Here is a 21,565-nt window from a genome sequence, read left to right on the forward strand (position 1 = left end):
GTCTCAGGCAGCGTGGGGATCCTCGACGCGCGGCCAGATGGCGCGCGTGAGGGTGTGGTAGGTGTTGGTCGCAGGATCGTTGGGGTAGGGCCCGTCGACCGCCGCATAGAGGATGTCGAAGGCGATCCGCGAGAAGGCATCGTGGAAGTGATTGGTCGACTTCACAACCAGGATCTTCATCGCTGCCGGGTCGATCCCCATGTTGGAGAAGGCGTCCGGGCTGAAGATCTGCGAGCGTACCGTGTTGAGCACGACACGCAGGCCCTTGATGCGGATCGTTACCGAATCGCCCAGCGGCACGACGCTGGTGCCGAAGCTCTGCACGGCGTTGCGCACCACCTTCTCCACCGTCACCTCGGCATCGATGGGCTCGCCGGCGGCGGCCGACATCTTGCCGCCGAAGCGCAGAGGCAGCGTTGCGCCTTCGCCGGCGGAAATGCAGGTGCGAACCGCGACCGGGTCCCAGATGGAGGCGAGGGCGGCGTTTGTGAGCCCGCGCGCGATCATCTCGCGCAGCACGATGGTGGAATCGCCCGGCACGCCGCCGCCCGGATTGTCCCACACGTCGGCGATGACCACCGGATGGCCCTCGATCTCGGCCGCCCTGTCGAGTGCCTCAGCCGGGGTGAGGAAGTCCGGACGGGTGCGGCCGCGGAAGGAGAAGAGCTCCATGCCGAGTTCGCGCGCCAGCCGGTCGCCTTTTGGGCGGTCGCCGTCGGTGATGACGACGAGGCGGGAGCCGAGATCCGGCACATCGGCGGCCATGAAGCCGTGGATCACCGAGACCGACAGGATGCCGTCGTGCCCCTCCAGCGCCTTCAGCTTGTCGATGAAGCCGCGCATTGGCTGGCGGCTGGTCGGCAGCACCTCGATCATCCGGCAGTCGAAGACGGAGATTTCCGGTGTCACCTCGCCGATCGAGGTACGGTGGGCGAGATCGACGAGGCTTTCGGCAGCGATGACGAAATCCGTGTGCGGGAATTCCTTGAAGGCGACTAGAAGGTCGGCATTGGCGGTGCGTTTTGCCGAAAGGTGGCTGTGCGGATCGAAGGTGGCGCCGATGATCGTGTCGGGGCCGACAATGGTGCGCACCGCCTCCAGGATCTCCCCTTCGCAGTCGAGGCAGCCGTCGGCGACCATCGCGCCATGCAGGCCCAGCAGCACGATGTCGAGCGGCAGCGCGGCGCGGATCTCGGCCAGCATCTGGTCGCGCAGCAGCTCCCAGGTGCGGGCGTTGACGAGGCCGCCCGGCTCCGCCCAGGTGGCGGTGCCCTCGATCACCTGCCAGCCGTACTGGCGGGCACGCTCGCGGGCGACCGGAAACACCGCGCTGCACAGGGTCGGCGTCGCCGGATGTTCGCCGGGGCCCGCATAGAAACTGTCGCGGAAGTCCTGCAGGTCGGTGCGCAGGGGCGAGAAAGTGTTGGTCTCCGTTGCCAGGGACCCGACGAATACGCGTTTCATTTCGGCCATCAGGCGGCCTCCCCGAGAAGCTGGCCGGCATGGTGGCAGGCACTGGAACGTCCGTTGCCAAGGTCCACCGGCTCGGGCCGCGTCGAACGGCAGATGTCGGTGGCGAGCGGGCAACGCGGATGGAAGGCGCAGCCGGAGGGCGGCGAGGCGGCACTGGCCGGTTCGCCGAGATCGACGACCGGTTGCCGGCCCGGCCGGATGCGCGGGATGGAGGCGAGCAGCAGGCGCGTGTAGGGATGCGCGGGCTTCTCGAAGATGGCGGCTTTCGGCGCCGTCTCGACGATGCGGCCGAGATACATGACGGCGACGCGGTCGGAGATGTGCCGTACGACGCCGAGGTCATGGGAAATGAACAGCATCGAGATGCCGCTGTCGCGCTGCAGGTCCTTGATGAGATTGAGCACCTGCGCCTGGATCGACACGTCGAGCGCGGAGACAGCCTCGTCGGCGATGACGAGGCGCGGCTCGACGATCATCACCCTCGCGATGCCGATGCGCTGGCGCTGGCCGCCTGAGAACTCGTGCGGATAGCGGGTCATCACCTTCGGATCGAGGCCGACCTTCACCAGCGTGTCGGAGATGCGCGCGCGCACCTCCTCGCGGGTGCGGGCAAGTCCGTGGATGCGGACCGGCTCGGCCAGCGTCTGCTCGATGGTGAGGCGCGGGTTGAGCGAGGCGAAGGGGTCCTGGAAGATCATCTGGATCTCGCGTCGCAGCGGCCGGAAGGCCCCTGCCGAAAGCCCCAGAATGTCGCGGCCGCGGAACAGCGCCTCGCCGCTGGTCGCCGGCTCGAGCTTCGTCAGCGTGCGCCCGACCGTGGATTTTCCGCAGCCGCTCTCGCCGACGATGCCCAGCACCTCGCCCTCGGCAAGGTCGAAGGAGACGCCGTCGACCGCCTTGAGCACGCGCTTAGGCCCCGGCAACACGCCGGTGGAGGGCGAGCGGAAGGTGAAGTGGGTCTTCAGGTCGCGGACCTGGAGGAGGGGGGCTGCGTCGGTCATGCGTCCGGCTCCAGCGGGTAGTGGCAGCGGGCGAAATGGGCGGGCGCGAAGGCGGTGAGCGCCGGCTGGTCGCTGTCGCAGCCGGCTCCTGCCCGCGCGCAGCGCGGATGGAAGGCGCAGCCGGTGATGGTCTCGTCGAGCGTCGGGACACGTCCGGGAATCGCGGACAGCCGGTCGACGTCCTCGTCGGCTTCGGGAATTGAGTCCAGCAGGCCGCGCGTGTAGGGATGGCGCATGTCCTGGAACAGCTCGCGCGCGCCCGCCGTCTCGACCACGCGGCCGCGATACATCACGGCGATGCGGTCGCAGGTCTCGGCGATGACGCCAAGGTCGTGGGAGATCAGCATGACGCCCATGCCGGTGTCCTTCTGCAGCTCGACGATCAGCTTGAGGATCTGCGCCTGAACGGTGACGTCGAGGGCCGTGGTCGGCTCGTCGGCGATCAAGAGGCGCGGCGAGCCGGCGAGTGCCATGGCGATCATCACGCGCTGGCGCTGGCCGCCGGAAAGCTGGTGCGGGAAGCTGTCGATGCGTCCGGCCGGATCGGGGATGCGGACCATGGTCAGCAGTTCCAGCGCCCGGTCGCGCGCTGCCCGGCGCGACATTGGCCGATGCTCGCGGATCGCCTCGATGATCTGGTCGCCGATCCGGTAGACCGGATTGAGCGAGGTCATCGGCTCCTGGAAGATCATCGACATCTCGTTGCCCATGATCGCGCGGCGCTCGCGCGGCGACAGACGCAGGAGGTCGCGGCCGCGGAAGAAGATCTCACCGGCAAGAACGCGCACGGGCGTTCCCTCCAGCAGGCCCATGATGGCGAGCGAGGTGAGGCTCTTGCCGCAGCCGCTCTCACCGACGATGCCGAGCGTCTCGCCGGTCGAGAGGCTGAGCGAGAGGTCCTGCACCACCGGCAGGAGGCCGTCGGGCGTGGCGACGCCGAGCGTCAGGCCGCGCATGTCGAGCAGCAGGTCGTCCGTAGTTCCATTCGGGCGCGTCATCTCACACCCCCTTGATGTCGTTGCGGAACCGCGGGTCGATGCTGTCGCGCAGGGCATCGCCGACCAGGTTCATGGAAAAGACGGAGAGGATGATCAGGGCGCCGGGGAACAGCAGCAGCCAGGAGGCGCGGGTGACGTAGATGCGCGATTCCGACAGCATGTTGCCCCAACTCGGCACTTCCGGCGGCAGGCCGAGACCGAGAAAGTCGAGGGCCGCGGCCTGCAACTGGGCGAAGGCGAAGATGAAACTCGCCTGCACCAGGAGCGGCGAGACGAGGTTCGGCAGGATGTGGCGGAACAGGATGCTGGCATGGCCGGCGCCGGAGCAGGTGGCGGCATCGACGAAGACCTCGCCCTTCAGCTTCAAGGTCATGCCGAAGAGGATGCGGGCGGTGGTGGTGGCATAGACGATGCCGATCACGATCACCGTGTTGACGACGCTGCGCTCCAGCAGGGTCATCAGCACGAGGGCGAGCAGCAGCGCCGGAAACGCCATCAGCACGTCGACGATGCGCATGATCACATGGCCGAGGCGGGTGAAATAGGCCGAGATCATGCCGGCAAGGCCGCCGGCGACCAGCGCCACGACGACACTGCCGAAGCCGATGACGATGGCCATGCGGGCGCCATAGAGACTGCGCGAGAAGCTGTCGCGGCCGAAGTGATCGGTGCCGAACAGATGCTCCAGGCTCGGCGGCGACAGGCGCACAAGCGGATCGAACTCCAGCGGATCGTAAGGGGCGACAAGCGGGGCGAAGATCGCGGCGAGCGCGACAAGGACCAGCCAGCACAGTCCGGCAGTGGCGAGCCAGCGCCCGCGGAAGATGCGGCCCATGGTGAGGATCGCGGTCATGCCTCAGCTCCCTGGCTTTGCGGCTTGAGAGAACGGGTCCGGGTCATTTCAGCGACACTCTGGGGTCGAGGCGCGCATAGGCGAGGTCGACCAGAAGGTTGATGACCATGTAGAGGACGACGATCACCAGGATGACGCCCTGGATGACGGGATAGTCACGGCGCAGGATCGACTGGACCACGAGGCGGCCGATGCCGGGCAGCGAGAAGACGGTTTCGGTCACCACCGCCTCGGAGACGAGGGCGGCGAAGGTGAAGCCGAAGGCGGCGGCAACGGCGATCAGCGCGTTGCGGAACACGTGCTTCACCGAGACCTTCCACGGGGCGAGGCCCTTGGCGCGGGCGGTGCGCACATGGTCCTCGCGCTGCACGTCGAGCATGGAGGCGCGCACCAGGCGGATGATCAGCGCCGCGTTGGGCGCGGCGAGGGTGAAGCTCGGCAGCAGCAGGTAGCGCAGGTTGGCAAGCCCGCCCGTGTCGCGGATCGAGGGATAGCCGGACGAGGGCAGCCAGCCGAGTGTCACCGAAAAGATCAGGATCAGGTAGAGACCGAGCCAGAAGGTCGGCACGGAAGCAAAGAGCATGGCCCCGCCCGAGGTGACCTGGTCGACCCAGGTGCCGCGATAGCTGGCGGCGATGACGCCGATCGGCACGCCGAGGATGACGATCCAGACCATCGTCATCAGCGCGAGCAGGATCGAGGTCTCTGCGCCGTCGGCGATCACCGCGGTGACGGGGATGCGAAAGAAGATCGAGGTGCCGAGGTCGCCCTGCAGCACATTGCCGAGCCATAGCAGGTATTGGGTGTAGAGCGGCTGGTCGAGACCGAGCTCGCGCGTCAGGCTGGCGATCTCTTCGGGGGTGGCGCTGTCGCCGAGCAGGACGGCAGCCGGATCGCCGGGGATCAGGTGCACGAAAAGAAAGACCAGCAGCGAGGCGGCGAGCAGCGTCGGCACGAGCGTCAGCAGTCTCCGCAGGGCATATCCGAGCATGAGCGTGACTTTCCGCGAAATGTCGGGAGGCGGCCAGCCCGCCCCCGGCCTGTTGCGAGTGTCGCCCTAGGGACGGAGTTTCGCAAAGGCCGGAGGGGACCGAGGGGATCGTGCGCTACTTCGAGACGTTCCAGAAGTGCGGCCAGATCAGGGTTGCTTCGCCGAGGCCCTTCAGCTCCGGGGAGGCGATGTTGTAGGTGTAGACGTCACCGGTCTTCATGGTCGGGACTTGCTCGTAGATCAGCGCCTGCAACTCGCCCCACAGCTTCTGGCGCTCCGCCGGATCGGCCGAGGCGGTGAACTTCTCCGCCAGTTCGGTCTTTTCCGGGGTGGTCCACCAGCCGGGATAGGTCGGGTTCATCACCGAGATCAGGATCGGATCCGGCACGAAGCCGTGATGGGTGAAGAACAGGTCCCACTGGTCCGGCTCGCCGCGCTTTTTGATGAGCGTTGCCCAGTCATAGACCTGAAGATCGATGTTGAAGCCGGCCTGGGCGAGCTGCTTGGTGTAGACGATCGCCGTGTCGTAGTGGAACGGGTAGTTGGTCGACACCATGAACTTGATCGGCTCGCCGTTGTAGCCGGCTTCCTTGGCCAGCTCCCTGGCGGCGGCCGCGTCGCCCTTGCTGAAGTTCTCAGCACCCGATTCGGTGTACCAGACGTTGCCCTGCGGCATGAACGAGCCGTTCGCCCGCCACAGCTTCTCCGGGCCGATGGCGACCTGCAGCGCCGGCGTCTTGTTGATCGCCGTCTGGATGGCGCGGCGCAGGGCGAAGTTCTCCTTCAGCGGCCCTTCCTTGGAATTGAGGAAGACGAGGCCGAAGATCGGGCCGCCGTTGAGGATCGTCGTGACGTCCGGGCTGGCATCGAGGGCGTCGAACAGATCGCCCGGGATGGTCTCGGCATAATCGTAGTCGCCGGCCTGGAGGCCGCTGACGCGGGTGCCGACATCGGGAACCGGGATGAAGCGCAGCGCATCGAACTCGGCCTTGCGGGCGCCGCCATAGCCGTTCGGCTCGCCTTCGGGCGAATCGTAGTCGTCGAAGCGGACGAGCTCGACATGGCGGTTGGGCTGCCATTCGCCGAAGCGGTAGGGGCCGGTGCCGATGTAGTTTTCCGGCGCGATCGGCTCCTTGCCGGCGCCTTCCATGACGGAGGCCGGGTAGATCGCGGGGCCGCCATTGATGAAGGCCAAAAGGTTCTTCCAGGGGCCGAAGGGCTGCTTGAGGTGCAGCGTGACCTCGTGGTCGCCGGTCGCCTCGATGCTGTCGACATTCGAGAACAGCAGGCTGCCGCGCGAGCCGAACTCGCCCCAGCGCTTCAGCGAAGCGACGACGTCGGCCGAGGTCATGTCGGTGCCGTTGTGGAAGGTCACGCCCTGGCGCAGGGTGATGACGATGGTGCGTCCGTCATCTTCCAGACGGTCGCTCTCGGCGAGCAGCGGCACCGGCGAATTGCTGGCGTCGAAGGTGTAGAGACCCTCGAACATGTGATGGGCGATGGTCGTCGACAGATCCGAGGTGACGACATGCTGATCAAGGCTCGGCGGCTCGCCGACGGTGGCGTAGCGCAGGGTGCCGGCCGCGAAGGCGGTGCTGGCCATGGATGTCGCGATCGCCGCGGCGAACACGGTTTTCCAGTGGGTGCGTCGGAACATTCCACTCCTCCAAATACAGGGTCCTCTGGGTAACTCGGATGACTCGTGCCGGCATGCATCCACCGACCGGTCACCCCACGATCCGCCGTGTCTGCGCCGGCTGTTCGTTGTGTAAAAAATTTTCATAATCTGCCGAAACTGTCAAATGGGAATTTGAGTTTCTCGCTAAACTGCGGTAGATAATGAAAGAAACTTTCATAATGGGTCGAGGAGCTCCATGACCAAGGGCATCATCCGTCACGATACCGCCGATCTCGCCGCCGGCGGCCAGAAACGTCCCTTCGCCAAGGCGGTGAGCGCCGGCGGTTTCGTCTACGTCTCCGGCCAGGTGCCGGCGGAGGGCGGAGAGATCATCGCCGGCGGCATCGTCGCGCAGACGGAAAAGGTGATCGAGAACATCAGGTCGGTGCTGGCGCTGGCCGGCTGCGGGCTGGAGCATGTGGTCAAGGTCAATGTCTGGCTGGACGATGCCCGCGACTTCTCCAGCTTCAACGCCGTGTTCGAGCGGCATTTCGGGGCGCATCCGCCGGCGCGCTCCACGGTGCAGTCGCCGTTGATGGTGGATGCGAAGGTCGAGATGGATGTCATCGCCTACAAAGCCGACTAGTCTGGTTTCCGAAACCGGGGCGGATGGCAGGGAAGGGGCCGGGGGCGTGGCCAAGGTGATCGACATCATCGCGCAGCTCAGGCGGCTCGACGGCGCCTTCCCCAAGCGCGAGCAGCGGGTTGCCGACTATGTGCTGGCGAACCTGGAGACCATCGCCTATCAGCGCCAGAGCGAGATCGCCAATGGGGCGGGCGTGTCGGATGCCACGGTCAACCGGTTCTGCCAGACGCTCGGCTGCGACGGATTCAAGGACTTCAAGATCCGTCTTGCCCAGAGCGTCGCCGTTTCGCTGCAATATATGGACGTGCAGGCGCCCGACAGCGGGTCGTTTTCCGACGCGCTGGTGGCGCAGGTGTTCGGCGCGCTGATGGACACGCTGAACCGGGCGCGGGCGCAGCTCGATCCGCTGGCCGTGGAGGCGGCGATCGACCTTTTGGCCGGGGCGCGGCGGATCGTCTTCTTCGGCGTCGGCGGCGGTTCGGCCAATGTGGCGCGGGAGGGGGCAAACCGCTTCTTTCGCCTCGGCGTGCCGGCGGAGGCGCATTCGGACGGCTACCTGCAGCGGATGATCGCCTCGACGCTGGAGCGCGGCGACGTGGTCTTCGCGATCTCGGCGAGCGGGACGCCGGCCGAGCTGCTCGACAGCGTCGCCATCGCCCGCCAGTACGGCGCCCAGACGCTGAGCCTGACCAAGGCCGGCTCGGATCTCGCCGGTGCCACCGACATCGCGCTCGGCCTCGATCTGCCGGAAGACCAGGACATCTACAAGCCGAGCGCCTCGCGGCTCGCCTATGTGGCGATCATCGACGTGTTGGCCGCCGGCGCCGCGCGCAAGCGGCCCGAACGTGTGCGCGAATACCTGCGCCGGATCCGCACCTCGCTGGTGCCGCTGTCCAAGGATGTCGGGCCGAAGCCCATCGGCGATTGAGCGGCCAGCCTGTCGCTGGATATTTTTCCACCACTCGCGCTGCGTTGCAGCAAAGTTCGATTGAACAATTTTACGGCATGCGCATTATGTGGGCATGCGTGAGCAGCTCGCCATTCTCGTGATCGATACGAACCGGATCCGCTCGTCCATCATCGAGCAGGGATTGCGCGATGCCGGGCATGAGCGGGTGATCGTTGTCGACGGCATGGACGGCCTGGTGCGGAAGATTACCGAGATCGATCCGGATGTGATCGTCATCGACCTGGAAAACCCCAATCGCGACCAGCTCGAGCATATTTTTCAGGTCTCGCGCGCGGTCCGCCGGCCCATCGCCATGTTCGTCGACCGCTCCGAGGCCGGCGCCATCGAGGCGGCGGTGGACGCGGGCGTCTCCGCCTATGTGGTGGACGGGCTGAAGCGCGAGCGGGTCAAGCCGATCCTCGACATGGCGATCAGCCGCTTCAATGCGTTCAACCGGCTGTCGCAGGAACTGGAGGCGGCGCGCAGCGAACTGGCCGAGCGTAAGACCATCGAACGGGCCAAGGGCATCCTGATGCGCAACCGCGGCATCGGCGAGGACGAGGCCTATCGGCTGCTGCGCAAGACGGCGATGAACCAGGGCCGCAGGATCATCGAGGTGGCGGAAGGCCTCGTGATCTCCGCAGGGCTGCTGGAGAAACGGGACGAGGCATGAGGCGAGCGGACGGCGACACGGTGATTGCGGGCTTCATCCCGCTTCTCGACAGTGCGCTGCTGGTGACGGCGGCGGAGCGGGGCTTTGCCGCGCGCGAGGGAGTGACCCTGAAGCTGGTGCGCGAGACCTCCTGGGCCAATATCCGCGACCGCATCGCCATCGGCCATTTCGACGTTGCCCATATGCTGGCGCCGATGCCCATTGCCGCCTCCCTGGAAATCACCTCGCTCGCCGTGCCGATGCTGGCACCGATGACGCTGGGGCTCGGCGGCAACGCCATCACGGTTTCCAACATCCTGTGGCAGCGCATGTGCGACCACGGCGCGCCTCGCGACGGCGATCCGGCCGGAACGGGACGGGCGCTCAAGGCGGTGATCGCCGCATTGACAGGGGCCCCGCTGCGCTTTGGCGTCGTGCACCCGTTCTCGGGACATGCCTACGAATTGCGCTACTGGCTGGCGGCCGCCGGCATCGATCCGGACAGGGACGTGGAGATCACCGTGCTGCCGCCGCCGCTGATGGCGGACGCACTGGCGGCCGATCGGCTCGACGGCTATTGCGTCGGCGAACCTTGGAACACGGCGGCCGTCCTTGCCGGCACAGGCCGCATCGTCACCACCAAGGCGGCGATCTGGCCGAAAAGCCCGGAGAAGGTGCTGGGCGTGACGCGCAAATGGGCCGCGTCGAATTCCGACCTGCTGGCGGCACTGATCCGGGCACTGGCGGGAGCGGCAACGTGGTGCGCCGACCCGCAGAACCATCGCGAGTTGGCGGAACTGTTGTCCGGACCGGACTATCTCGACTGTCCGGCGGAGTATTGCCGTCCGGCACTGTCGGGCGAACTGCTGCTGTCGCGCGACGAGCCGCTTTCACGCCCGGATTTCCTGTCCTTTGCGGGGCAGGCCGCTCTCAGCCCGCAGCCCGCCCATGCGTTGTGGTTCTACAGCCAGATGCTCCGCTGGGGACAGGTAACGCACAGTGCCGAGCGCGAGGCGGTGGTGCGGGCGACCTATCGCCCCGATCTGCTGGAGGCCGCAACGGGCGTGCGGGCCGAAGCCGCGAGCCTTACCTTCTTTGATGGCGTGGGCTTCGATCCCGAAGCGGTTGCCGACTATGCGGCAGCCTTCCCGGTCCGCGCCTGAGGCCTTTTTCCCTTCGTGTTCGCGCTGCCGTTTTTTGTTGCGCTGCACAAGGATTGGTCACCTGCCTGTGCGAAGTGCCCGGGCTTTCGGCGCCTGTGGATCTGCCCGGTTTTCAGGTGTTGCGATTCTCTCTGTGAAATCAATTTACTGTCGGGAAATCCGCAACTGGCACGCCTCCTGCAAGGGAAACAACGTGCCAAAGATGGCCACGACATAGCACGCCCAAGGACGGGCGTTCCGGCAAAGCCGCCGTTGAGACCAGCCAGCGCCCTCCCGCGCCTTGCGTCTCGACGGCGGCTTTTTTGTTGGCCCGAGGCCGATCTCAGAGGGACGGCCCGAGCAGAGGGAGAAGAGACGTGATGCAGATCCCGCACCCTGTCCGCCGCGCGGCCATCGGCCTTCTGGCGTTCGCCGCGATCCTGCCGGCGAGCGCACAGGCCGACATGCTGATGGTCGAGAAGGACGAGCTGAAATTCGGCTTCATCAAGCTGACCGACATGGCCCCCCTGGCGATCGCCTATGAGAAGGGGTTCTTCGAGGACGAGGGGCTGTTCGTCACCCTGGAGCCGCAGGCCAACTGGAAGGTGCTGCTCGACCGGGTGATCACCGGCGAACTCGACGGCGCCCACATGCTGGCGGGCCAGCCGCTGGCGGCGACCATCGGCTTCGGCACCGAGGCGCATATCGTCACGCCCTTCTCGATGGACCTCAACGGCAACGGCATCACCGTCTCCAATGAGGTGTGGCAGATGATGAAGCCGCATCTGGAGATGCAGGCCGACGGCAAGCCGGTGCATCCGATCCCGGCAAGCGCGCTGAAGCCGGTCGTGGAGGCTTTCCGCGCGCAGGGACGCCCGTTCAACATGGGCATGGTCTTCCCGGTCTCGACCCACAATTACGAACTGCGCTACTGGCTCGCCTCCGGCGGCATTCATCCCGGCTTCTACTCCACCTCCGACATTTCCGGGCAGATCAAGGCCGAGGTGCTGCTGTCGGTGACGCCGCCGCCGCAGATGCCGGCAACGCTCGAGGCCGGCACGATCAACGGCTACTGCGTCGGCGAGCCGTGGAACCAGCAGGCGGTGTTCAAGGGCATCGGCGTGCCGGTTATCACCGATTACGAGATCTGGAAGAACAATCCGGAGAAGGTGTTCGGCCTGACCAAGGCCTTCGTCGACGAGAATCCAAACACCGTCCTGGCTCTGACCAAGGCGCTGATCCGCGCTGCCATGTGGCTGGACGAGAACGACAACGCCAATCGCATGGAGGCGGTCGAGATCCTGTCGCGGCCCGAATATGTCGGCGCCGACCAGGAAGTGATCGCCAACTCGATGACCGGCACATTCGAATACGAGAAGGGCGACATCCGCGAGGTGCCGGACTTCAATGTCTTCTTCCGCCACCACGCGACCTATCCCTTCTATTCGGATGCGGTCTGGTACCTGACCCAGATGCGCCGCTGGGGCCAGATCGCCGAACACAAGCCGGACGAGTGGTTTGCGGAGGTGGCGAAGCAGGTCTACCTGCCGGAGGTCTACCTCAAGGCCGCGCGCCTGCTGGTCGACGAGGGGCTGGCCGTGGAAGCTGACTTCCCCTTCGACAGCGACGGTTACCGGGCGCCGACCCCGGCCGCCGACATCATCGACGGCATTCCCTACGACGGCCGCGCCCCCAACGCCTACATCGACAGCCTGCCGGTCGGCCTGAAGAGCGGGCAGACGGTCGAAGGCAACGAGGTGATCGGCGGCTGAGGCCGCGTGCACCCGGCCGGCGGGCCGCTGCCGACCGGCCGGGTGCTTTCGCCCGCGAAGGACAAGAGGAACAGTTTCCATGGCACATGCCGAAACCACCGCACCGGATGCGGCTGGCGCCTCCCGCCGCAGCTTGCTTCTTTCCGCCCTGTCGCGGGCGGCCGGATGGCTCGACGCCCTCGGTCTCTCCTGGTTGGTGCCGCTGGGCCGACTGGCGCTCGGCGAGGATCCGCGCGAGCAGCTCGGAGAGCTCAAGCGATTGCTGGTCATTCCGCTGGTCGGCATCGCCGTCTTTCTGGTCGCCTGGGCGGTATTGGCGCCAAAGGTGCAGACCTCGCTCGGTGCCGTGCCCGGGCCGGCGGAGGTCTGGGAGCAGGCCGGCAACCTGTGGCAGGACCATCTGCGCGAACGGGAAAAGGCCGCGGACTTCTTTGCTCGTCAGGACGAGCGCAACGCCAAGCTGGAGGCGGCCGGCCGGCACGATCAGGTGAGGTGGCGCAGCTATACGGGCAAGCCGACCTATATCGACCAGATCGCCACCTCGCTGGTGACGGTGGGGCTGGGCTTCGGCATAGCGACGCTGATCGCCGTGCCGCTCGGCATCGCCTCGGGCCTGTCGCGCTCCTTCAACGGCGCGATCAATCCCCTGATCCAGATCTTCAAGCCGGTGTCGCCGCTCGCCTGGCTGCCCATCGTCACGATGATCGTCTCGGCGCTCTATGCGGATCCGGCCGACTGGCTGCCGAAATCGCTGCTGATCTCGGCGGTCACCGTGACGTTGTGCTCGATGTGGCCGACGCTGATCAACACGGCGCTGGGCGTCGCCTCGGTCGACAAGGACCTGATGAATGTCGGCCGGGTGCTGCAGCTCTCCACCCGCAAGACGGTGATGAAGCTGGTCATGCCCTCGGCGTTGCCGCTGATCTTCACCGGGCTGCGCCTGTCGCTTGGCGTCGGCTGGATGGTGCTGATCGCAGCCGAGATGCTGGCGCAGAACCCGGGGCTCGGAAAATTCGTCTGGGACGAGTTTCAGAACGGTTCCTCGCAGTCGCTCGCTCGCATCATGGTCGCGGTTCTCACCATCGGCTTGATCGGCTTTGCCCTCGACCGGGTGATGTATGCGCTGCAGCGCGCCTTCACCTTCTCCGCGACGAGGTAAGGGGATGACGATCCTGGAAATCTCCAAGCTGTCGAAGGGCTATGGCGAGGGCCATGCGCGCACCGAGGTGCTTGCCGATATCGACCTGAAGGTCGCCGAGGGCGAGTTCATCGCCATTGTCGGCTATTCCGGCACCGGCAAGACGACCCTGATTTCGCTGCTGGCGGGGCTTATCGAGGCCGACAGCGGCGGGGTGATCTACAAGGGCCGCGAGATCGACGGGCCGGGGCCGGAGCGCGGCGTCGTCTTCCAGTCCTACTCGCTGATGCCGTGGCTGACCGTCTTCGGCAACGTGATGCTGGCGGTCGACAGCGTCTTCGGCAAGCTGCCGAAGGCGGAGCGGGTGGCGATCGCCGAGGACTATATCGCCATGGTCGGCCTCGCCCATGCCCGCGACCGGCGGCCGGCGGAACTGTCCGGCGGCATGCGCCAGCGGGTGGCGGTGGCGCGGGCGCTGGCCATGCGCCCCGAGGTGCTGCTGCTGGATGAGCCCCTGTCGGCGCTCGACGCGCTGACCCGGGCGAAGCTGCAGGACGAGTTCGCGGCCATCTGCGAGAAGGAGAAGAAGACCATCGTCCTCATCACCAATGATGTGGACGAGGCGATCCTGCTGGCGGACCGCATCGTGCCGCTGCTTCCCGGCCGGCCGGCAACGCTCGGCCGCGAGTTTGCCGTGCCCTTCGCGCGGCCGCGCGATCGCAGCGAGCTCAACCATGACGATGCCTTCATCGCGCTGCGGGCGGAGGTGACCGCGTATCTGATGGAGGCCGGCGCCGCGCGGGGCGGGGAGGAGGCCGCCGTGCTGCGCCTGCCCGAACTCCGCCCGGCGGGACGGGCTGAGCAGGGCGAGGTGCGGCAGGCGGACGAGCGCTTCCTGCAGTTCAGCGAGTTGCGCAAGGTCTATCCGACGCCAAAGGGCGCGCTGACCGTGGTCGACGGCTTCGAACTGACCATGCGCAAGGGCGAGTTCGTGACGCTGATCGGCCATTCGGGCTGCGGCAAGTCGACGGTGCTGTCGATGGCCGCCGGCCTCAACCCGATCTCCGGCGGCGCGGTGGTGCTGGACGGCACCCATGTGACCAAAGCCGGACCCGACCGGGCCGTCGTGTTCCAGGCGCCGTCGCTGATGCCCTGGCTGACGGCCTACGAGAACGTCGCGCTCGGTGTCGACCAGGTGCATCCGGGCGCAACACGCGAGGAGCGGCGGGACATCGCCGAGCACTATCTCGGCCGCGTCGGGCTCGCCGACAGCATGCACAAGCGCGCGTCGGAGCTGTCCAACGGCATGCGCCAGCGGGTGGGCATCGCCCGGGCCTTCGCCCTGTCGCCCAAGCTGCTGCTGCTCGACGAGCCCTTCGGCATGCTCGACAGCCTGACCCGCTGGGAATTGCAGGACGTGCTGATGGATGTGTGGGCCCGCAGCGCGGTGACGGCGATCTGCGTCACCCATGACGTGGACGAGGCGATCCTGCTCGCCGACCGGGTGGTGATGATGTCGAACGGGCCGAATGCCCGCATCGGCAACATCATGGAGGTGGACCTGCCGCGGCCGCGCTCGCGCAAGGCGCTGATCTCCCATCCCGACTACTACGCCTATCGCGAGGAGCTGCTGGAGTTTCTCGAGGCCTATGAGGGCGGCGCCAACCCGGACGCGGCCCAGCTTGCCGCCATTACCGAGCGTCGGGCGGCGCGCATCGCGCGCCAGAAGGACGCCCGCCTTGCAGCCGCGGAGTGAGACAATGACGACGAAGAAGAAACTGGTCGTGATCGGTGCCGGCATGGCATCCGGCCGCCTGCTGGAAACCCTGCTGGAGGCGGCGCCGGACGCCTATGACATCACGCTGTTCGGGGCCGAACCGCGCGGCAACTACAACCGCATCATGCTGTCGCCGGTGCTGGCGGGGGACAAGGCCTACGAGGACATCGTCACCCATGACGCCGCCTGGTACGCGGGCAAGGACATCACCTGCCGTTTCGGAGAAGCGGTAACGCGCATCGACCGGGATGCGAAGACGGTCACGAGCGCAGGCGGCGAAACGCCTTACGACAAGCTGGTGATCGCCACGGGTTCGGCGCCTTTCATCATCCCGGTCGCCGGGCGCGACTTGCCGGGCGTGCGCGCCTTTCGCGATCTCGATGATGTCGAGGCGATGATCGAGGCTGCAGGGCGGCCCGGAGCCCGTGCCGTGGTGATCGGCGGCGGCCTGCTGGGTCTGGAGGCCGCAGCGGCGCTGCGTTCGCGCGGCATGGAGGTGGTGGTCCTGCACCTGATGGGGCACCTGATGGAGCGTCAGCTCGATCCGGCCGCCGGCCACCTGCTGCGCAAGGAACTGGAGGGGCGCGGCATCACCGTTCACACGCAGGCACAGACCAAGGCGATCCTCGGAAATGAGAGTGTCGAGGCGGTTCTGCTGGATGACGGCACGGTCTATCCGGCGGATCTGGTGGTGATGGCCGTCGGCATCCGTCCCGAGACGCGGCTTGCGGTCGATGCGGGCCTTGAGGTCGAGCGCGGTATCCTCATCGACGATCAGGCCCTGACCTCCGATCCGGACATCCTGGCGGTGGGCGAATGTGTCGAGCACCAGAACGTCTGCTACGGGCTGGTGGCGCCGCTCTACACCATGGCGAGCGTCGCGGCGAAGACACTGCTGGGCGAGACAGCAGCGTTCCGGCCGCTGGAAACGGCGACCCAGCTCAAGGTGACCGGCGTCAATCTCTATTCCGCCGGCGACTTCGCCGATGGCGAGGACCGCGAGGAGATCGTGCTGCGCGATGCAGCCTCGGGCATCTACAAGCGGCTGGTTCTCAAAGAGAACCGTATCGTCGGGGCGGTGCTCTATGGCGAGGCGGCAGACGGACCGTGGTTCTTCGACCATATCCGCAACCGCATCGACATTTCCCAGATGCGCGAGACGCTGATCTTCGGCCCTTCGTTCCAGGGGGGCGCCCCGCTGGACCCTATGGCGGCCGTTGCAGCCTTGCCGGATGAGGCGGAGATCTGTGGCTGCAACGGCGTGTGCAAGGGGCGGATCGTCGGCGCGATCCGGGAAAAGGGACTGACGACGCTCGACGAGGTGCGTGCGCATACCAAGGCGTCCGCCTCCTGCGGCACCTGCACCGGGCTGGTCGAGCAGGTGATGCAGGCAACGCTGGGGGACGCGTTCACGCCGCAGGCGGTCAAGCCGATGTGCGGCTGCACGCCGCTCGGCCATGACGAGGTGCGGCGGCTGATCCGCGCGAAAGAGCTCAAGAGCATTCCGGCGGTGATGCAGGAACTGGAGTGGCGCTCGTCCGGCGGCTGCGCCAAGTGCCGGCCGGCGCTCAATTACTATCTCGTTTGCGATTGGCCCGACGAATACGCGGACGACTACCAGTCGCGCTTCATCAACGAACGGGTGCACGCCAACATCCAGAAGGACGGCACCTATTCGGTGGTGCCGCGCATGTGGGGCGGGATGACCTCTGCCAAGGAATTGCGGGCGATCGCCGATGTCGTCGACAAGTTCGATATCCCGGCCGTGAAGGTGACCGGCGGCCAGCGCATCGACATGCTGGGCATCCGCAAGGAGGACCTGCCGGCGGTCTGGGAGGATCTCGGCAAGGCCGGCTTCGTCTCCGGCCATGCCTATGCCAAGGGGCTGCGCACCGTGAAGACCTGCGTCGGCTCGGACTGGTGCCGGTTCGGCACGCAGGATTCGACGGGCCTCGGGATCGCCATCGAGAAGTTCATGTGGGGCTCGTGGACGCCGGCCAAGGTCAAGATGGCCGTGTCGGGCTGCCCGCGAAACTGCGCGGAGGCGACCTGCAAGGACGTGGGGGTGATCTGCGTCGACAGCGGCTTCGAGATCCATTTCGCCGGCGCGGCCGGGCTCGACATCAGGGGCACGGAAGTTCTCGGCCATGTGGCAACGGCAGAGGAGGCGCTCCGGCACATCGCCGCGCTGGTGCAGATGTATCGCGAGCAGGGTCACTACCTGGAACGGATCTACAAATGGGCGAAGCGCATCGGTCTTGACGAGATCCGCCGGCAGATCATGGACGATGCAGGCCGCCGCGAGGCCTACTATCAGCGCTTCGTCTTCTCGCAGCAGTTCGCCCAGGTGGACCCGTGGTCGGAGCGCGTCTCCGGCAAGGACAAGCACGAGTTCAACCCGCTGGCGATCCTGGAACTGGAGGCCGCGCAATGACCGCGATGACGGCGGAGTGGATCGAGATCGGCCGGCTGGAGGACATTCCCCGTGCCGGTGCGCGGGTGGTGAAGACGCCGGCGGGCTGCATCGCGGTGTTCCGTACTGAGGACGACCGGGTCTATGCGCTGAATGACCGGTGCCCGCACAAGGGCGGACCGCTCAGCCAGGGCATCGTGCATGGCACCTCCGTGACCTGCCCCTTGCACAACTGGGTGTTCGACCTTGCCAGCGGCGCGGCGCAGGGCGCCGACGAGGGGCAGGTCGCGACCTATCCGGTGACGGTGCGCGACGGCGTGCTGCTGATCGCTGGAGCGCGGCTGCCGGCGGCGGAGGAATAGGCTCATGCCGGACAGCGTGCGCACGACATGTCCCTATTGCGGTGTCGGCTGCGGGGTGATCGCCACCCGTCATGACGACGGCCGGGTCAGCGTTGCCGGCGACCCGGACCATCCGGCAAATTTCGGACGATTGTGTTCGAAGGGATCGGCGCTGGCCGATACGCTTGTCGACGCTGAGCGGCTGCTGCATCCGGAAATCGGCGGCGAACGGGCCGACTGGGGAGCGGCGCTCGATCTCGTCGCGGCGAAGTTCTCGCAAGCGATTGCCGAGTACGGTCCGGACAGCGTCGCCTTCTATGTGTCGGGTCAGATCCTCACCGAGGACTACTATGTCGCCAACAAGCTGATGAAGGGCTTTATCGGCTCGGCGAATATCGACACGAATTCCAGGCTCTGCATGGCCTCGTCGGTGGCGGGGCACCGCCGCGCCTTCGGTGCCGATACGGTGCCCGGCACCTATGAGGATCTGGAGCAGGCCGATCTCGTGGTGCTGGTCGGCTCCAACCTTGCCTGGTGTCATCCGGTGCTGTTCCAGCGGCTGGAGGCCGCGCGGGCGGCGCGGCCCGGGCTCAGGGTCGTGGTGGTGGACCCGCGGCGAATGGCGACGGCCGAGGTCGCCGACCTGCATCTAGCCCTTCGTCCCGACACGGACGTGGCGCTGTTCAACGGATTGCTCGCGCATCTTGCCGAGGTGGGCAAGCTCGACCGGACCTATCTTGCGCGGCATACGAGCGGCGTGGAGGCCGCGCTTGCCGCCGCCGGTCCGGCAGACCTGCGAGCGGTGGCGCGCGAGACGGGTCTCGCACCCAGTGACATCGCCCTGTTCTACCGCTGGGTGGCGGAGACGCCGAGGACGGTGACCGTCTACAGCCAGGGCGTGAACCAGTCGGTGACCGGCACCGACAAGGTCAATGCCATCCTCAACGTGCATCTGGCGAGCGGGCGGATCGGCCGGCCGGGCTGCGGCCCCTTCTCGGTGACCGGCCAGCCGAACGCGATGGGCGGACGCGAGGTCGGCGGCCTCGCCAACATGCTGGCGGCGCATATGGCGCTGGAAAATCCGGACCATCGCAAGCTGGTGCGGGACTTCTGGCAAAGCCCGCGCATCGCCGAGCGACCGGGGCTGAAAGCCGTGGAGATGTTTCAGGCGGTGCGCGAGGGACGCATCCGCGCGATCTGGATCATGGCGACCAATCCGGTCGACAGCCTGCCGGATGCGGATGCGGTGCGCGCGGGGCTTGAGGCCTGCGACTTCGTCGTCGTCTCCGACGTGACCCGCCGCACCGACACGGTGCCCCATGCCGATGTGCTGCTGCCAGCGGCGGCCTGGGGCGAGAAGGACGGCACGGTCACCAATTCCGAGCGCCGGATCTCGCGGCAGCGGGCCTTTCGCGCACCTGCCGGCGAGGCGCGGCCGGATTGGTGGGCACTTGCCGAGGTGGCGCGGCGGATGGGCCATGCGGACGCGTTCGACTACCGCGCGCCCGTCGACATCTTCCGCGAGCATGCAGCGCTCTCGGCAGCGGGCAATGGCGGCAGGCGGGATTTCGACATCGGCGCCCATGCCGGGATTGCGGCGCAGGACTACGAGACGCTGGCGCCGTTCCAGTGGCCACAGCCGGCGGGTGCAAAGAAAGGCCGGGCGCGGTTTTTTGGCGACGGGAGCTTTTACACCGGCGACGGGCGGGCGGTGCTGGTGCCGGTCGCTTATGTGCCGCCGCGAACAAATCCGCGGCGCTATCCGCTGGTGCTCAATACGGGCCGCATTCGCGACCAGTGGCACATGATGACCCGGACCGGGCTGAGCCCGCGCCTTTTCACCCATCTCGCCGAACCGTTCTGCGAGATCCACCCGCGCGATGCCGCGACGGCCGGGCTCGAGGACGCGGATCTCGCCGTGGTCGAAAGCCCGCATGGGCGGGCCTTGCTGCGGGTGCTGGTGAGCGAGCGGGCACAGGAAGGCTCGGTCTTCGCGCCGATGCACTGGAGCGGGCAGTTTTCCTCCACTGGACGGATCGATGCGGTCGTGGCGCCTGAGACGGACCCGATCTCCGGGCAGCCGGGATCGAAGTTCACGCCGGTCTCGGTCCGGCGCTTCGCCGCGCGCTGGTACGGGTTTGCGGTGATGAGAGCGTGCCCGGCAAGCGTCGGCACCGACTACTGGGCACTGGCGCCGGCGGACGGCGGCGTCCGGCTGGAATGCGCCGGGGCGGATGACGTGGACCTTGTCGCCCTTGCAGGCCGGCTGTCCGGCTGCGGTCCAGCAGCAGGCCTTTCATACCTGGACACGGCGAGCGGCGACCTGCGCATGGCCTGGTTCGAGGGAGAGCGGCTCCTTGCTGCGTTCTTCTTCTCGCGCGCGCCGGTGGCCGTGTCGCGCAGTTGGGCGTCGGGGCTGCTTGCCAGTGGCGCGCTTGCGGAGCGTGAGCGGTTCTCGTTGCTGGCGGGTCGTCCCGGCGGTGCCGCGCGGGACATCGGCGCCATCGTCTGTTCCTGCCGCGGCATTGGCATCAACCAGATCGCTGCGGCTGCGCGCGGAGGCGCGGTGAGCGTAGCGGCGATCGGCGAGGCGCTGGAGGCCGGGACCCAGTGCGGTTCCTGCCGTTCGGAGATCGGCGCGATCCTTGCCCGGCTCGAACAGGAGGAAGCGGATCATGCGCCGATTGCGGAAGCCGTCTGAGGGAGTGGAGGGCGTGAGGGCGCCACGGGTAGGCAAGCTTGCCTGCCTGCCGGTATTTCTGCCGCTGGCCGGTCGTCCGGTCCTGGTCGCCGGTGGAAGCGATGCGGCCGCCTGGAAGGCGGAACTGCTGGCGGCAGCCGGCGCCGAGGTCCATGTCTGCTCGCCCGAGCCGGGCGATGCGATGCGCGGCCTGCTGGAGGACGCCGCCGTCGACGGCCGGCTCGTCCATCATGCCAGGGACTGGAGCCCGGACAGCCTCGCCGGCATGGCGGTGGCGCTCGCCGATGCCGAGGACGACAGGGAGGCAGAGCGCTTCGCCGCCGCTGCGAAAGCCGCCGGCGTGCCGTGCAACGTGATCGACCGGCCAGATTTCTGCGACTTCCAGTTCGGCTCCATCGTCAACCGCTCGCCGGTGGTCATCGGCATCTCGACAAGCGGGGCCGCGCCGATCCTGGGGCAGGCGATCCGCCAGCGGATCGAGACCCTGCTGCCGAATGCGCTCGCCGACTGGGCCGCTCTCGCCGCGCGCATCAGGACCGGAGTGATGGCGCGGCTGCCCGCCGGCCGCCGCCGGCGGCTGTTCTGGGAAGACTTTTCCGGCCAGGCCTTCTCGGGCCGGCCGCCCGTCGGGGGTGGGCGAGATTGGGAGGCGGTGGTGTCGCGGCTGGCGCTGGCCGGTGCGATGGAGACCGGATCCGTGACGCTGGTCGGTGCCGGGCCGGGGCCAGCGGAGCACCTGACCATGAAGGCGATCCGCGCGCTGCAAGGCGCGGATGTGGTCCTCTATGGCGAGGGGGTATCTGGCGAGGTGCTGGATCTGGCACGGCGGGAGGCACGCCGGCTGCTGGTTGCCGGTGTCAGCGGCAAGGGTTCGCCGGATCGCGAGGGCGTGGCGTTGGCGGCGCAACTGGCGGCACAGGGACGCCAGGTCGTGCGTTTGGTCCCGGGCGACGGCAGCAGCGAGGAAGCGGCCGCGTTTCTCGATGCGCTGCACCGGCAGGGTGTGGCAAGCCGGCTGGTGCCGGGTGTCGGGGATGCCGCGGACGGCGAGGCGGCGGGTGTCGCTGTAGTGTCCCGTCGCGCGATGGGACGGGAATGAC

17 protein-coding genes are annotated in these 21,565 nt (G+C 67.2%); 11 read left to right on the plus strand and 6 right to left on the minus strand.

The features are described 5' to 3' along the window. Positions 1-3 precede the first annotated feature (3 nt). The 6 genes from TSB10GB4_RS17570 to TSB10GB4_RS17595 all read right to left on the minus strand — a co-directional run bounded on the left by TSB10GB4_RS17570 (position 4) and on the right by TSB10GB4_RS17595 (position 6,973). Positions 4-1,473, minus strand: coding sequence for a M81 family metallopeptidase (locus TSB10GB4_RS17570; RefSeq protein WP_244570944.1), 1,470 nt, complete (start codon positions 1,471-1,473; stop codon positions 4-6). Continuing rightward, positions 1,473-2,474 carry an ABC transporter ATP-binding protein gene (locus TSB10GB4_RS17575; protein ID WP_186396795.1) on the minus strand — a complete coding sequence of 334 codons (1,002 nt, stop codon included), beginning with the start codon at positions 2,472-2,474 and terminating at the stop codon, positions 1,473-1,475. The genes TSB10GB4_RS17570 and TSB10GB4_RS17575 overlap by 1 nt, the downstream gene beginning before the upstream one ends. After that, positions 2,471-3,472, minus strand: a complete 1,002-nt coding sequence (locus TSB10GB4_RS17580; RefSeq protein ID WP_186396796.1) for an ABC transporter ATP-binding protein — start codon at positions 3,470-3,472, stop codon at positions 2,471-2,473. Before TSB10GB4_RS17580 ends, TSB10GB4_RS17575 begins: the two co-directional genes overlap by 4 nt. A gap of 1 nt (position 3,473) precedes the next feature. After that, positions 3,474-4,325, minus strand: a complete 852-nt coding sequence (locus TSB10GB4_RS17585; RefSeq protein WP_186396797.1) for an ABC transporter permease — start codon at positions 4,323-4,325, stop codon at positions 3,474-3,476. Positions 4,326-4,368: 43 nt separating this feature from the next. Then, the gene (locus TSB10GB4_RS17590) at positions 4,369-5,316 is read right to left on the minus strand and encodes an ABC transporter permease (RefSeq protein WP_186396798.1); all 948 of its coding nucleotides are present in this window, start codon (positions 5,314-5,316) and stop codon (positions 4,369-4,371) included. Positions 5,317-5,431: 115 nt separating this feature from the next. Continuing rightward, entirely contained in the window at positions 5,432-6,973 is a 1,542-nt protein-coding gene (locus TSB10GB4_RS17595; protein WP_186396799.1) for an ABC transporter substrate-binding protein, read from the minus strand. A gap of 217 nt (positions 6,974-7,190) precedes the next feature. Here TSB10GB4_RS17595 and TSB10GB4_RS17600 point away from each other — a divergent pair, with 217 nt between their 5' ends. The 11 genes from TSB10GB4_RS17600 (at position 7,191) to TSB10GB4_RS17650 (ending at position 21,564) form a co-directional block, all read left to right on the plus strand. After that, the gene (locus tag TSB10GB4_RS17600; protein ID WP_186388086.1) at positions 7,191-7,580 is read left to right on the plus strand and encodes a Rid family hydrolase; all 390 of its coding nucleotides are present in this window, start codon (positions 7,191-7,193) and stop codon (positions 7,578-7,580) included. Positions 7,581-7,626: 46 nt separating this feature from the next. After that, complete coding sequence (locus TSB10GB4_RS17605; RefSeq protein WP_208984854.1) at positions 7,627-8,508, plus strand: MurR/RpiR family transcriptional regulator; 882 nt, start codon at positions 7,627-7,629, stop codon at positions 8,506-8,508. A 94-nt stretch (positions 8,509-8,602) separates the two neighbouring features. Continuing rightward, on the plus strand, positions 8,603-9,202 hold the full coding sequence (locus tag TSB10GB4_RS17610) for an ANTAR domain-containing response regulator (protein ID WP_186396801.1): 600 nt from the start codon (positions 8,603-8,605) through the stop codon (positions 9,200-9,202). Next, positions 9,199-10,344: a CmpA/NrtA family ABC transporter substrate-binding protein gene (locus tag TSB10GB4_RS17615; RefSeq protein ID WP_186396802.1), complete on the plus strand. Its 1,146-nt coding sequence runs from the start codon at positions 9,199-9,201 to the stop codon at positions 10,342-10,344. The genes TSB10GB4_RS17610 and TSB10GB4_RS17615 overlap by 4 nt, the downstream gene beginning before the upstream one ends. 359 nt (positions 10,345-10,703) lie before the next feature. Beyond that, a complete protein-coding gene (locus tag TSB10GB4_RS17620; protein ID WP_186396850.1) occupies positions 10,704-12,095 on the plus strand; it encodes a CmpA/NrtA family ABC transporter substrate-binding protein in 1,392 nt (463 codons plus the stop codon). Positions 12,096-12,174: 79 nt separating this feature from the next. Beyond that, complete coding sequence (locus tag TSB10GB4_RS17625) at positions 12,175-13,254, plus strand: ABC transporter permease (protein WP_186396803.1); 1,080 nt, start codon at positions 12,175-12,177, stop codon at positions 13,252-13,254. A gap of 4 nt (positions 13,255-13,258) precedes the next feature. Next, positions 13,259-14,989 carry an ABC transporter ATP-binding protein gene (locus TSB10GB4_RS17630; protein ID WP_186396804.1) on the plus strand — a complete coding sequence of 577 codons (1,731 nt, stop codon included), beginning with the start codon at positions 13,259-13,261 and terminating at the stop codon, positions 14,987-14,989. A 4-nt stretch (positions 14,990-14,993) separates the two neighbouring features. Further along, on the plus strand, positions 14,994-17,444 hold the full coding sequence (gene nirB / locus TSB10GB4_RS17635) for a nitrite reductase large subunit NirB (protein WP_186396805.1): 2,451 nt from the start codon (positions 14,994-14,996) through the stop codon (positions 17,442-17,444). A 5-nt stretch (positions 17,445-17,449) separates the two neighbouring features. Further along, positions 17,450-17,785: a nitrite reductase small subunit NirD gene (nirD, locus tag TSB10GB4_RS17640; RefSeq protein ID WP_186396851.1), complete on the plus strand. Its 336-nt coding sequence runs from the start codon at positions 17,450-17,452 to the stop codon at positions 17,783-17,785. A 4-nt stretch (positions 17,786-17,789) separates the two neighbouring features. Continuing rightward, positions 17,790-20,465: a nitrate reductase gene (locus TSB10GB4_RS17645; protein ID WP_186396806.1), complete on the plus strand. Its 2,676-nt coding sequence runs from the start codon at positions 17,790-17,792 to the stop codon at positions 20,463-20,465. Between the two features lie 13 nt (positions 20,466-20,478). After that, positions 20,479-21,564: an NAD(P)-dependent oxidoreductase gene (locus tag TSB10GB4_RS17650; RefSeq protein WP_186396807.1), complete on the plus strand. Its 1,086-nt coding sequence runs from the start codon at positions 20,479-20,481 to the stop codon at positions 21,562-21,564. Position 21,565 lies beyond the last annotated feature (1 nt).

Origin of the sequence: Stappia sp. TSB10GB4 (genome assembly GCF_900185745.1) — a bacterium.
In the GTDB taxonomy this organism is placed as follows: Bacteria; Pseudomonadota; Alphaproteobacteria; order Rhizobiales; family Stappiaceae; genus Stappia.

Coding starts and splice junctions, on each gene's coding strand:
- TSB10GB4_RS17610 (WP_186396801.1), top strand. CDS start 8,603: ATGCGTGAGCAGCTCGCCATTCTCGTGATCGATACGAACCGGATCCGC.
- TSB10GB4_RS17620 (WP_186396850.1), top strand. CDS start 10,704: ATGCAGATCCCGCACCCTGTCCGCCGCGCGGCCATCGGCCTTCTGGCG.
- TSB10GB4_RS17645 (WP_186396806.1), top strand. CDS start 17,790: ATGCCGGACAGCGTGCGCACGACATGTCCCTATTGCGGTGTCGGCTGC.
- nirB (WP_186396805.1), top strand. CDS start 14,994: ATGACGACGAAGAAGAAACTGGTCGTGATCGGTGCCGGCATGGCATCC.
- TSB10GB4_RS17580 (WP_186396796.1), bottom strand. CDS start 3,472: ATGACGCGCCCGAATGGAACTACGGACGACCTGCTGCTCGACATGCGC.
- TSB10GB4_RS17585 (WP_186396797.1), bottom strand. CDS start 4,325: ATGACCGCGATCCTCACCATGGGCCGCATCTTCCGCGGGCGCTGGCTC.
- TSB10GB4_RS17615 (WP_186396802.1), top strand. CDS start 9,199: ATGAGGCGAGCGGACGGCGACACGGTGATTGCGGGCTTCATCCCGCTT.
- TSB10GB4_RS17575 (WP_186396795.1), bottom strand. CDS start 2,474: ATGACCGACGCAGCCCCCCTCCTCCAGGTCCGCGACCTGAAGACCCAC.
- TSB10GB4_RS17570 (WP_244570944.1), bottom strand. CDS start 1,473: ATGGCCGAAATGAAACGCGTATTCGTCGGGTCCCTGGCAACGGAGACC.
- TSB10GB4_RS17625 (WP_186396803.1), top strand. CDS start 12,175: ATGGCACATGCCGAAACCACCGCACCGGATGCGGCTGGCGCCTCCCGC.
- TSB10GB4_RS17630 (WP_186396804.1), top strand. CDS start 13,259: ATGACGATCCTGGAAATCTCCAAGCTGTCGAAGGGCTATGGCGAGGGC.
- TSB10GB4_RS17595 (WP_186396799.1), bottom strand. CDS start 6,973: ATGTTCCGACGCACCCACTGGAAAACCGTGTTCGCCGCGGCGATCGCG.
- TSB10GB4_RS17600 (WP_186388086.1), top strand. CDS start 7,191: ATGACCAAGGGCATCATCCGTCACGATACCGCCGATCTCGCCGCCGGC.
- TSB10GB4_RS17590 (WP_186396798.1), bottom strand. CDS start 5,316: ATGCTCGGATATGCCCTGCGGAGACTGCTGACGCTCGTGCCGACGCTG.
- nirD (WP_186396851.1), top strand. CDS start 17,450: ATGACGGCGGAGTGGATCGAGATCGGCCGGCTGGAGGACATTCCCCGT.